The 10910-nt window shown below is 69.7% G+C and carries 10 protein-coding genes; 5 read left to right on the forward strand and 5 right to left on the reverse strand.

Annotated elements, in window-relative coordinates:
• Window positions 1–98 precede the first annotated feature (98 nt).
• The 4 genes from ACLQ2V_RS19240 to ACLQ2V_RS19255 all read right to left on the reverse strand — a co-directional run bounded on the left by ACLQ2V_RS19240 (window position 99) and on the right by ACLQ2V_RS19255 (window position 3222).
• Entirely contained in the window at window positions 99–1439 is a 1341-nt protein-coding gene (locus ACLQ2V_RS19240; RefSeq protein ID WP_425719890.1) for a hypothetical protein, read from the reverse strand.
• A 364-nt stretch (window positions 1440–1803) separates the two neighbouring features.
• Complete coding sequence (locus tag ACLQ2V_RS19245) at window positions 1804–2001, reverse strand: DUF397 domain-containing protein (protein ID WP_425719891.1); 198 nt, start codon at window positions 1999–2001, stop codon at window positions 1804–1806.
• Entirely contained in the window at window positions 1994–2890 is an 897-nt protein-coding gene (locus ACLQ2V_RS19250) for a helix-turn-helix domain-containing protein (RefSeq protein WP_425719892.1), read from the reverse strand. Before ACLQ2V_RS19250 ends, ACLQ2V_RS19245 begins: the two co-directional genes overlap by 8 nt.
• Before the next feature lie 50 nt (window positions 2891–2940).
• Window positions 2941–3222 carry a hypothetical protein gene (locus ACLQ2V_RS19255; protein ID WP_425719893.1) on the reverse strand — a complete coding sequence of 94 codons (282 nt, stop codon included), beginning with the start codon at window positions 3220–3222 and terminating at the stop codon, window positions 2941–2943.
• Window positions 3223–3754: 532 nt separating this feature from the next.
• On the opposite strand from ACLQ2V_RS19255, the gene ACLQ2V_RS19260 reads away from it, so the two are divergent.
• The 3 genes from ACLQ2V_RS19260 to ACLQ2V_RS19270 all read left to right on the forward strand — a co-directional run bounded on the left by ACLQ2V_RS19260 (window position 3755) and on the right by ACLQ2V_RS19270 (window position 6323).
• Window positions 3755–5416, forward strand: a complete 1662-nt coding sequence (locus tag ACLQ2V_RS19260) for a sodium:solute symporter family protein (protein WP_425719894.1) — start codon at window positions 3755–3757, stop codon at window positions 5414–5416.
• Between the two features lie 46 nt (window positions 5417–5462).
• Window positions 5463–5753 (forward strand): hypothetical protein, encoded by a 291-nt coding sequence (locus tag ACLQ2V_RS19265; protein ID WP_425719895.1) that lies wholly within the window; start codon window positions 5463–5465, stop codon window positions 5751–5753.
• A gap of 198 nt (window positions 5754–5951) precedes the next feature.
• A complete protein-coding gene (locus ACLQ2V_RS19270; protein ID WP_425719896.1) occupies window positions 5952–6323 on the forward strand; it encodes a hypothetical protein in 372 nt (123 codons plus the stop codon).
• 111 nt (window positions 6324–6434) lie between these two features.
• Here ACLQ2V_RS19270 and ACLQ2V_RS19275 read toward each other — a convergent pair whose 3' ends face one another.
• Window positions 6435–8222, reverse strand: a complete 1788-nt coding sequence (locus tag ACLQ2V_RS19275; RefSeq protein WP_425719897.1) for a glycoside hydrolase family 6 protein — start codon at window positions 8220–8222, stop codon at window positions 6435–6437.
• A 687-nt stretch (window positions 8223–8909) separates the two neighbouring features.
• Here ACLQ2V_RS19275 and ACLQ2V_RS19280 point away from each other — a divergent pair.
• The gene (locus ACLQ2V_RS19280; protein WP_425719898.1) at window positions 8910–10070 is read left to right on the forward strand and encodes a hypothetical protein; all 1161 of its coding nucleotides are present in this window, start codon (window positions 8910–8912) and stop codon (window positions 10068–10070) included.
• Between the two features lies 1 nt (window position 10071).
• Complete coding sequence (locus ACLQ2V_RS19285) at window positions 10072–10740, forward strand: class F sortase (protein WP_425719899.1); 669 nt, start codon at window positions 10072–10074, stop codon at window positions 10738–10740.
• Window positions 10741–10910: the final 170 nt, after the last annotated feature.

Raw genomic sequence — 10910 nt, forward strand, 5'->3', positions numbered from 1 at the left:
TCCTTGAACCGCTGCGATCGGCGTGGGCCCGGCCGAAACGGGCCGGCCTCCACGCTGTTGACGCCCAAGCCAGCGACACCAAGCGTCCAAGCTTTCGCTCAGGCGACGTGATCGCGTGGCAGTGCCGTCGCGGGCAGAACCAGCACCTTTCCGTCCGTCCGCTGGACGAGGCCGATCTCGACATCGGCAAGTTCCGAGGCAGACACCGACTCCTCAGCCGCCAGTTGGCGCAGGCGGCCCGGCCAGGCAAGCAGACCGTTCACTTCGCCTTGGGTCAGCAGGCGGTCCGTGAAGCTCTTGGTGGGAGCACGGAGCCGGAGTTCCGCCAGGTCGACCAGGAGCGCGCGCAGCTCGCCCTGGAGTTCGTCCACGCTTCGCTGCTCGTCCTGCAGCATCGCCGTGAAGCGCCGGAAGTCGAGCTCCGGAGACTTCTGGGCGTGTTCCACGGCTTGGAGAACCGCGACACGTCGCTTCGTGGCGATCGCCAGTGAGGCGAGCCGGAGCTCGACCCGGAAGGTGCCGTTGGGCTGGTCGATCCCGGGGAATGCCTCGATGAGGTCAGCGATCTCCACACCCTCGGAAGAGAACCCCGCGACTTTCGCCCGCCACGTGGCGGCCCTGCGGGTGGCTGCGGCGATGGCGGTGTCCACGGTGTGCACCGCAGCGTCCAGGCCCAGGGAATGTCCGGCCTCACCCTTGTCGAGCAGGAGCGCGGTCGCTCTCTCGACCGCTGTTGTCGCGCCGTTGAGGCGGTCGCGCTCTGCGTCGAGATTGTCGGCGGTCAGCCCCTCGAGAAGCTCGGTGACTCTCTCCATGGCCTTGCGGCGCTGCTCCTCGGCGTACACGCTCGCGGCGGTGGCGACCGCGAGGAGAACGAAGGATGCTGCGGCGGCGACCATCCCGGCTCCGGTTGCGGCTCTTGCGGTGCCGCTCAGCGCCGTGGTAGCGCCTCGAGGTGTCGCGGCGGCCGCCACCGGAACGAAGATCGGGCTATGCACGATCCCCGCCTTGCCGAGGACAGCGCCACGGATTCCGCCGGCAATGCCTTTGGCCGGCATGAACCGGATCAGACCCTTACCGAGCTGGGCCGCCACCGTCCTGGGCACCACGACGCGGTACAGCGTCTCCGTCGACCTCGCGGCACCGGCCGCGTTCGTGGAGGCGTTCATCGGAAGCTTCAACAGGCTTCGGAGTTCCACGGCGAGAGGCGAAGCGGCGTCGAGCAGCCGCCCGCCCTGAAGGTGCGCCGTTGCGGGAAGCGGGTACGCCTCCACCGTGACGAGCGGCGTGTCGAGAAACGCCGCGAGCGCCTGCCGCAGTCCGGCCAGCCGCTCCGCAGTCATGCCCTTGTGATCAACGGGGATCTCAGCCGCCCGCGAGACCTTCTCGTGTTCCGTCGCCAGGGCCCAAACCGGCACCTGCAAGTCATCATCCGTCACGCCGTTTCCGCCGTTCCTAGTCGTGGCGAGCCCTTCCGAGCCTAGCCATTCGCGTCATCGGCGGATTCGCCGGCGGGCTTTCGTACTGAGCGACCAAGGCCGATGGTGGGGCGTTCAGGGCGCGTGGAGATCACTATCGGTCGTAAGCTCAACTCGCCCGTGAGCTCAACTGGCCATAGTGCCCGAGGACAGCTGCATGGCAGTGTGGGCCCGGCGAAAGCGGACCGGTGGCGTCGCGGGCCGCAGCCGCCGAACGAAAGAACTGCGCCACGGGCACGACAAGCTCGTTACCTGGTAGCAGGCGCGCGGTGCCCCGGGGCCAGCTTCGCCAAATGCGGTGAATAGGAACCGCTGAGAGCGGCGGTCAGCTCAGGGCTTCTGCCCGGAGGCTCTGCACGAAGGCCGACCAGGAGGCCGGGGCGAAAACGAGCGCGGGTCCCGCCGCGTCCTTGCTGTCCCGCACGCCGACGACGCCGGGCAGGTTGTCGGCAACCTCCACGCAGGCGCCCTCGGTGCCGCTACGGCTGCTCTTGCGCCAGGAGGCGCCGGACAGATCACTCATCGTAGCTCTCCTTGATCACCGTGCTCACCAGGTCCGCTGACGCGCGCTCGTCAAGGGCAAGCCCCTGCAGGGTCTGCCAGGCATCCGAGTATGCCTCTACTTCGTTCGGACGGTCCAGATAGAGGCTGCCCGTATAGGACTCGCAGTAGATCGTGGAGGGCTCCGCCGGGCGAGTCCCTACAGCAGGAAAGTCGAGCACGATGAACGCACCGGCAACGGAGACCTTGGTCGGCCCAGCCGCCAGCGGGAGCACCCGGAAACTCACGTTGGGGGTCTGCGCGGTGTGCACCAGATAGGCGAGCTGTCGTCGCCATGCTTCGAGATCCCCGATAGGCCGGCGGATGACCGACTCATCGATGATCGCCTCGAAGCGGGGCGGGGCCGGGCTTCGGCGGCCGAGAAGCTTTTGCCGCTTCAACCGGAGGGCTACCTTCTGGGCCACCTCCTGTGGCGTCCGCCCATCCTTGAGGCTGAACATCGTCTCCATGTACTCCGGCGACTGCAACAGGCCAGGGACCAGGTTCGACTCGAAGTGGCGAATGTGGCAGGCGGCGGCTTCGAGGCCGACGTACAACTCGAACCAGTCGGGGATGACGTCGCCGTAGGCGTGCCACCACCCCTTGCTCTTGCCCTCCTTGGACAGGCTCACCATGACCTCGGTCAGCTCGGCCTTCGTGCCGTAGTACTGGCACATCAGCTTCACGTCGTGGGTTCGTGGCACGGTCTGGCCGCTCTCCAGCCGGTACATCTTGGCGCGGGACCACTCCAGCGCAGCAGCCGCAGCCTCCAGATTGATGCTCGCTTCCTCGCGCGCCTGGCGCAGCAGTCGGCCGAGTTGCCGACGCGGCACGGAAGTTTGAATCTCGCTCAACCCCCGTCGCAGTCTCATGTCTCCGATCGTCTTGTCCGGCACAGCTTGCGCACGGGAATGGCGCAGCGTCAATAGCGAGCGGGGAAATTGGGCGTAAGACATTGCACCCAGCGCCAACGGCCGCCGATCGTGGGGCAGGAGTTCAATCCGCAACGATCGCGGGAGGCGCACAGGTGGGGAAGATCAAATTGTTCCAGCGGCCGGACGAACCGTTGGACGTGGTCGAAGACTCGACCGACTCCCGACGCGCCGACCCGGCCGCCGAGGGCCACGACCAGGGCAATCGTCGGCATGGGTAGGCAGGCGCGACCGGGCACGCCGTTCAGCGTCGTCATGGCCGGATACGTCATCGACTTCCATCATCGCAATTTCTGCACGAAATGCGACGACCGTGGATGTCCGAGGCTCGCGCGGGCGCGCACCATTCTTGAGTCGTGGCTCAATAGGAAGGCACGCGGATGACTGACACGTCTCAAAACGAGACTGACAAGGGTGAGCAGATTCAGGAGGCCGCGCGACGCGCCTCGTCGATCATGGAGCTGTGGTGGGGGATGAAGGTGACAAACAACCCTGTTCGGGCACCACAAGTCCATGATCGGCGCGTTGCGGATGGTTCCCATAGGGGCATCGGAAGCACTCGCCCTTCGGGCGGGTACCGCACGGGCCGGGTACCGCACGGGCCGGGTTGTCGGTCCTCGGGCGGAGGGCTGGTGTCCGCCGCTCCGGGGAGCTGCTGCGGGTGAGCTGCTGCGGGATCTGCGCCGGCAACTTCGGATGAGGGGCATCAAAGGTCACGGTTCGGGTATTAGCGCGCACGCTCGGCGAGATCGCGCGGTCGGCGGGACGGACGGGACCACATCGGCGGGGACGAGGGGTGACGCGATGGAGGACGGCGGCGGCCTGCGGTTGAGCATGAACGCGCTGGACTACTCGATCCTGGCGCTGTACTTCGTCACCGTGCTCGGCGTCGGCTTCGCCGCCCGCCGGGCGATCCGCACCAGCGTCGACTTCTTCCTCTCCGGGCGTTCGCTGCCCGCCTGGGTCACCGGCCTGGCGTTCGTCTCGGCCAACCTGGGCGCGCTGGAGATCATCGGGATGGCCGCCAACGGCGCGCAGTACGGGATGATGACCGTGCACTACTACTGGATCGGCGCCGTCCCGGCGATGGTCTTCCTCGGCATCGTGATGATGCCGTTCTACTACGGCTCGAAGGTCCGCAGCGTCCCCGAGTACCTGCGGCTGCGCTTCAACCGCCCCACCCACCTGCTCAACGCGATCAGCTTCGCGGTCGCCCAGGTGCTCATCGCCGGGGTCAACCTGTACGCGCTGGCGCTGGTGATGCAGGCCCTGCTGGGCTGGCCGCTCTGGGTGGCGACCGTGGTCGGCGCGTTCATCGTGCTGGCGTACATCACGATCGGCGGGCTGTCGGGGGCGATCTACAACGAGGTGCTCCAGTTCTTCGTGATCATCGCCGGCCTCATCCCGATCACCGTGATCGGGCTGCTGAAGGTCGGCGGGGTGGGCGGGCTGATGGACGCGGTGCGCGGCTCCCCGCTCGGCGAGGCGGGGCTGCACACCTGGCAGGGCACCGGCAGCACCGACAACCCGCTGGGCGCGCACTGGCTGGGCATCGTCTTCGGCCTCGGCTTCGTGCTCTCCTTCGGCTACTGGACCACCAACTTCGCCGAGGTGCAGCGGGCGCTGTCGGCGCGGAACATGAGCGCCGCCCGGCGTACGCCGATCATCGCCGCGTACCCGAAGCTGGTCATCCCCGTCGTCACGGTGATCCCCGGCCTGATCGCCCTGGTCACGGTCAAGGGGTTGGGGGCCGAGTCCGGCGACATGGTCTACAACAACGCCATCCCGCTGCTGATGCGCGACCTGCTCCCCAACGGGGTGCTCGGGGTGGCGGTGACGGGCCTGCTGGCCTCCTTCATGGCCGGCATGGCCGCCAACGTCAGCGGCTTCAACACCGTCTTCACGTACGACATCTGGCAGGCGTACGTGCGGCGGGACCGCAGCGACGACTACTACCTGAAGGTCGGCCGGCTGGCCACCATCGGCGGGGTGCTGGTCGGCATCGGCACCGCGTTCATCGCGGCCGGGTTCAGCAACATCATGAACTACATCCAGACGCTCTTCTCGCTCTTCAACGCGCCGCTCTTCGCCACGTTCATCATCGGCATGTTCTGGAAGCGGATGACCGCGCTGGCCGGTTTCTGGTCGCTGCTGCTGGGCACCCTGGCCGCGCTGACCACGTACCTGCTCTACAAGGGCGGGGTGGTCGGGTTCAACTCCGACCTGGAGGAGAGCTTCTGGGGCGCGGGGATCGCTTTCGTCACGGTGGCCGTCGTCGCCGTGATCATCACCCCGTTGACCGCGCCGAAGCCCGACGACGACCTGCGGGGCCTCGTCTACGGGATGGGCGGCGTGGACCTGAAGGGCGACGTGCTCGCCGGTGACGCCGTCTGGTACCGCTCGCCGGTGCTGCTCGGCGTCCTCGCGGTGGTGCTCGCCGCCCTGCTCTACCTGCCGGTCCTGTGAGGGCCGGCCCGTCCGACGCCCGGGTCACACCGAAGGGATGGGGAGCATGTCGGAGGAGAGCGAGCGGGCGCACGACCCGCTGGTCGCGGAGACCGAGCAGGAGCGCCGCAAGTCGGCCGCCGCGCGGCTGTTCGACATCCGCCGGGTGATCGGTGGCCTCTTCGTCGCGTACGGGCTGATCGTCGGCGGGATGGGCCTCTTCGACGGCCAGCCGGAGATCGACAAGGCGCAGGGCCTACGCATCAACCTCTGGGCCGGCCTGGCAATGCTCGCCTTCGGCCTCCTCTTCCTCCTCTGGCAACACCTGAGCCCACCCACCCCACCCCCAGAGGACTAACCCCCCCACCCACCCCACTCCCACCCCACCCCCCCCCACCCCCGGACCGACGCCCGTGTTGATCAAGAGGTTTGCGTCAATCTTGATCTCCTCGGTGACGCAAACCTCTTGATCAACGGGCCAAGGGCGTGGGTGGGGGTTTGGGGGGTAGGCAGGGGGGATCAGGTTGGGGCTCCGGTTGGACAGGAGGGCAGCAGGATGAGCGCACGTGACCCGGACGCCGGGCGATGGCTGGAGGAGAGTGCCGAGGTGGCCTCGGCGGTGGACGACGACAGCACCGTGGCGCGGTTGGCGAACGGCGGCGGGGCCGACCCGGACACCCCGGCCTTCGTCGCGCCGGGCGACGCCGCCCCGGAGGGCGTCGGCACGACCGACGACCTGCTCGGCGACCCGTACGGCGGGGGCACCGGGGCCGGCGGCGACAACATCCGCACCGGCGCGGAGCAGCCCTGGGAGCCGGCGGACCTGGTGCGGGCCCGGGGGCAGGACCCGACGCCGGAGAACGTCGAGCGGGCCCGCCGCGAGCTGGCCGAGCGGGGCCAGGCGGCGGTGGAGAAGACCGTCCCCTGACACGAGGGGGCCCCTGGCCCGACCGCGTACGGTCGGACCAGGGGCGGGGGAACCTGCCGCCGGGAGTGCCTCACCCCTCGCCGGCGGCGGGTAGGCGTGCCGTTCGGTGCGTCAGAGCGCCGGGTACGCGTTCTGCATGAGCTGGGCGAACTGGGCGGCGAACCAGGCACCCGAGATCGGGGCGTCGGCCAGGGCACCGCTCATGTTGTTGCCGTTGCGCTCGTTACCGGTGTAGGTCGGGTCGCACATCCGGTCGAAGCCCTTGCCCTCGTTGTTCGGGATCTCCTTGCTGGAGCCGTCCGACTCACCCGGGGGCTTCACCCAGACGTAGGCGTCGATGCCCGACTCCGGGGCGGCCTTCGGACGCTCGCCGAGACCCGCACCGGCCTGGTTGCACCAGTTGCCGGTGTGGAAGCGCCGGTCGACCCGGCTGGCGTCGACATACTCGTTCGCGGTGCCCGTCGTGGGGCCAGGGCCCGCAGGTCGGGCGCTGCCGCCCCAGCCGTTGCGGGAGGTGTCGATCAGCATGCCGATGTTGCTGTTGAAGCCGACCGAGACCAGCTTCTGCCGGAACGCCTGGGCGAACGAGAGCTCGTCGACGTACATGTTCCAGTCGACCCACTTGGTGTTGCGCACCGTCGTGCCGTTCACGCTGTCCGTGATCTTGAAGTGCGGCTCCTTCAGGGCGGAGTAGTTCGCCGTGTTGGTGATGAAGCCGTGCACGTTGTTCACGGTGCTGCCGGAGGCGACGGCGGCGGCCTTGAGCTGGTCGGCGACGGGGCCGAAGTTGCTGTCCCAGCCGAGCCAGCCGTGGTGCCCGGCGTCGATGTAGTTGTAGACGTTGCCGATCGCGCCCAGCTTCGCCAGGGCGTAGCCCACGCCGTTGACGTACGCGCCGTTGGCCTTCACGGTGTCACACATCGCGGTGCCGCCCGGGTTGCCGGAGGTGTTGGTCACCAGGTTCGGCAGCGAGTCGATCTCGACGATGTTGATGATCCGCAGGTTGGCGTACTTCGAGTCGCCCTGGATCGCGGCGATCGGGTCGATGTACTCGGCCTTGTAGCGGGGCAGCTCCTCCGGGCCCAGCTCACCGTTGGAGGCGAGCGCGGAGCAGTCCCGGCCGGGGAGGTTGTAGATCACGAACTGGACGTACTGGGCACCCTGCCGCAGCGCCTCGTCCAGGTGCGCCCGCACGCCCATCGCGCCGTTGGAGCTGCTGTCCGGCGTGCCGTTGATCGCGGCGATCCGGTCGATCCAGACGGCGGTCGGGTTGTTGGACACCCGGCTGCCGCCGGCCACCGACTCGGCCTTGGCCTTCCACTCCGGGTTCACGTACCCCTTGGCGTTGAGGAAGGGGTTGTCGACCTTCTGCCCCGGGGGGATGGTCGACGGCGGCGGGAAGGTGGGGGGCGGCGTGGTGGTGGGGGGCGGGGTGCTGGTCGGGGGCGGCGGGGTGCTGGTCGGCGGGGTGCCGCCGTTGCAGGTCACACCGTTGAGGGTGAACGACGTCGGCTTCGGGTTGCTGCCGCTGTACGCGCCGTTGAAGCCCAGGGTGATGCTGGCACCGCTGGCGACCGCGCCGTTGTACGACTCGTTCGCTGCGGTCACGTTCTGCCCGCTCTGGGTCCACTTCGCCGACCAGCCCTGCTGCACGCGCTGGCTGCTGTTCGGGAAGGTGAAGCCGAGGTTCCAGGAGGTGAGCGCGTCGCCGAGGTTCCTGATGGTGACGCTGGCGGTGAATCCCCCGGCCCAGTCGTTGGTCGTGTAGTTCACGCTGCACTGGGTCGCGGCCTGGGCCGCGGTGACCGGAATGGTCACCAGGACGCCGGCGGCCAGGGCACCCACACCGGACAGTGCGAGCGCCCGGCGACGGCCGGACAGTCTCTTCCTCATACTCATGCCACAGATCTCCTTGGGCGAGACCGGACTCGCGGCCCGGCAAATCGGCGCGCCATCGGCCGAAGTGGACGATCAACGTGCCACGGGGGTGTTTCGGGGGTGCCCGACCCGGACGGGCTGGTTGGTGGTGGTGCGCGACCGGCGGGTACGGCCGGTCGGGCGGCGCATGTCGTCCGGTGAAACCGGTGCCCTCGACATCTGCCTGGCGCGGTGTGGCTCCCCGTACCGCGTTCCCGAATTCTTGCATGGGAGCGCTTCCATGGCAATCCCTCGATGCGCTGCCGCGCCTGGGATGGGGGGTGGGTGCCATCGGCGACCGTACCGGCGGGGCAGGTTCTCGCCAAGGGGAACGGGACGCGGGGGCGTGCCAAGTGGTGGTGGGGAGCTTCGGGGCGGCCGGGGACGGGCCGGGGTGGCGGGGACTGTCGAGCGCGCCGAGGACGGCCGCGCCGGACCGCCACCGGTCACCCGAAAGAGTGCGTGCGCGGCCGGCGGGGGGCGGGGATGCCTAGCCGACCCAGCCGGGCGGACGAATGCCGTTAAGCGCCCCTAGCACTCCTTCCGCGCGTTCACCCGCAAAACGCAAAACGCGAATCTTTCCTCTGATAGCTCACGAAACGCTCTAACGTCTTGGGTAGCCCGGCTGACGTCGGGCTCAGGACAAAGAGGGATGGAGTGACGCAGGTCATGGCAAACAAGATGCTCGGGAAGGTCGTTGCGGGTGCCGCCCTCGGCGGTGCGTCCCTGCTGGTGTTCTCGCCGGGGATCGCGTTCGCGGACGGGCACCACGACGAGGAGGCCCGCGAGGGCAAGGTCTACGCCAAGCCGCACGTCGTGAAGCCCGGCGAGACGGTCCGGCTGCTGGAGATCTGCACGGAGCCCCAGCGGCAGCCCTTCGTCTGGTCCAAGGTCACCGGCAAGGTCAAGCTGCACCCCGCCGAGGGGCGCGGCCACGAGGGTCGTGAAGAGGGTGGCCGCCCCGGCGACGAGGGCGACGAGGGCCGGCCCGGCGAGAAGCCGGGCGACCAGCACGGCGGCAAGCCCGGCGACCAGCAGGGCGAGCAGGGCGGCAAGCCCGGCGAGAAGCCCGGGGACAAGCCGGGCGAGAAGCCGGGTGGGAAGCCCGGCGACCAGCAGGGCGAGCAGGGCGGCAAGCCCGGCGAGAAGCCCGGGGAGAAGCCCGGTGAGAAGCCCGGTGAGAAGCCCGGCGACCAGCAGGGCGAGCAGGGCGGCAAGCCCGGCGAGAAGCCCGGCGACCAGCAGGGCGAGCAGGGCGGCAAGCCCGGCGAGAAGCCCGGCGAGCAGGGCGGCAAGGGCGGCAGCGCCCCCGACGACTCCGCTGACCAGGAGTGGGGCTACGCCGACGACGAGAAGGCCGACAAGGGCTGGGGCGCCGAGGAGTCCGACGGCTCCAAGGGCCGCGAAGAGGGCTCCAAGGGCCACGACGAAGGCGACGAGGGCTCCGGCTGGGGCAAGGAGCACGACGAGTCGGGCAAGGGCCACGACGAGTCGGGCAAGGGCCACGACGAGTCGGGCAAGGGCCACGAGGAGTCCGAGGAATCGGGCCGTGGCGAGCACGACAAGCCGTGGGAGCACGAGCGGGACTTCGTCTACTACGGCGAGGCCGAGGTCGACGAGCACGCCGCTCCGGGCCGCTACGAGCTGCGCGGCTCCTGCGGCGAGGGCGAGCTGGTCGTCCTCCCGCGCGGCCACGTCGAGGGTGGTGACGGCGGCACGGGCACCGGCACCGACCGCACCCTGGTCACCACGGGGGCGGGCATGCTGGGCGCCGCGGCGCTCGGCGGGATCGTCCTGATGCGGCGACGGGCCAATGGGTCCCTCGTCTGACGTGACGGCGACACCGGCCGGCGGCCGCCACGGGATTCCGTGGCGTGCCGCCGGCGCGGCCGTCGTCGTCATGTTCGCCATGCTGGGCGCCGGCCTGCTGGGCGCCGCGTTGGACACCGACCCCGCGCCCCGCCCGCCGCAGCCACTGACCCAGGCCGGGCCCGACCCCGACACCCGGGCGGCCGGCCGGACGGGGCCGGTGACCGGGCTGGACCGGGCCACCCCGACCACCATCACGATCCCCCGGATCGGGGTCGACGCCCCGATCATGACCCTGGGCACCAACCCGGACGGCACCGTCCAGGTCCCGCCGCTGGAGCAGGCCCTCAGCGCGGGCTGGTACGCACCGGGGCCCAGCCCCGGCGAGACCGGCAACGCGGTGATCGTCGGGCACGTCGACTCGGCGCAGGTCGGCGGCCCCGCCGTCTTCTACTCCCTCGGCGCGCTGCGACCGGGCGACACCCTCACCGTCGCCCGCGAGGACGGCAGCCGGGCCGCCTTCACCGTCGAGGAGGTCAAGGCGTACCCGAAGGCCGAGTTCCCGACCGAGCTGGTGTACGGGCCGAACGACCGGCCCGGTCTGCGGGTCGTCACCTGCGGCGGCCAGTTCGACCGGGAGACGGGCAGCTACGTCGACAACGTGATCGTCTTCGCCACGATGACGAGCTGACCCAGGCACGATGACGAGCTGAACCAGGCACGATGACGAGCTGAACCACGATGACGAGCTGACCCATAACAGCGCGGCGCGGGCGGGGGGGGGCCCCCCCCCGCCCCCCCCGCCCCCCCCGTGGCCGGCCAGCCCCCCCCCGGGGGAACACCGGGCCGCGACAGAGAGAA

Origin of the sequence: Micromonospora sp. DT233 (genome assembly GCF_049841815.1) — a bacterium.
Classification (GTDB): domain Bacteria; phylum Actinomycetota; class Actinomycetes; order Mycobacteriales; family Micromonosporaceae; genus Micromonospora.

What these genes read in the sequence shown, in the direction of transcription:
- ACLQ2V_RS19245 (WP_425719891.1), bottom strand. Translation starts at nt 2,001, where the DNA reads ATGAGTGATCTGTCCGGCGCCTCCTGGCGCAAGAGCAGCCGTAGCGGC.
- ACLQ2V_RS19250 (WP_425719892.1), bottom strand. Translation starts at nt 2,890, where the DNA reads ATGAGACTGCGACGGGGGTTGAGCGAGATTCAAACTTCCGTGCCGCGT.
- ACLQ2V_RS19255 (WP_425719893.1), bottom strand. Translation starts at nt 3,222, where the DNA reads ATGACGTATCCGGCCATGACGACGCTGAACGGCGTGCCCGGTCGCGCC.
- ACLQ2V_RS19260 (WP_425719894.1), top strand. Translation starts at nt 3,755, where the DNA reads ATGGAGGACGGCGGCGGCCTGCGGTTGAGCATGAACGCGCTGGACTAC.
- ACLQ2V_RS19265 (WP_425719895.1), top strand. Translation starts at nt 5,463, where the DNA reads ATGTCGGAGGAGAGCGAGCGGGCGCACGACCCGCTGGTCGCGGAGACC.
- ACLQ2V_RS19270 (WP_425719896.1), top strand. Translation starts at nt 5,952, where the DNA reads ATGAGCGCACGTGACCCGGACGCCGGGCGATGGCTGGAGGAGAGTGCC.
- ACLQ2V_RS19275 (WP_425719897.1), bottom strand. Translation starts at nt 8,222, where the DNA reads ATGAGTATGAGGAAGAGACTGTCCGGCCGTCGCCGGGCGCTCGCACTG.
- ACLQ2V_RS19280 (WP_425719898.1), top strand. Translation starts at nt 8,910, where the DNA reads ATGGCAAACAAGATGCTCGGGAAGGTCGTTGCGGGTGCCGCCCTCGGC.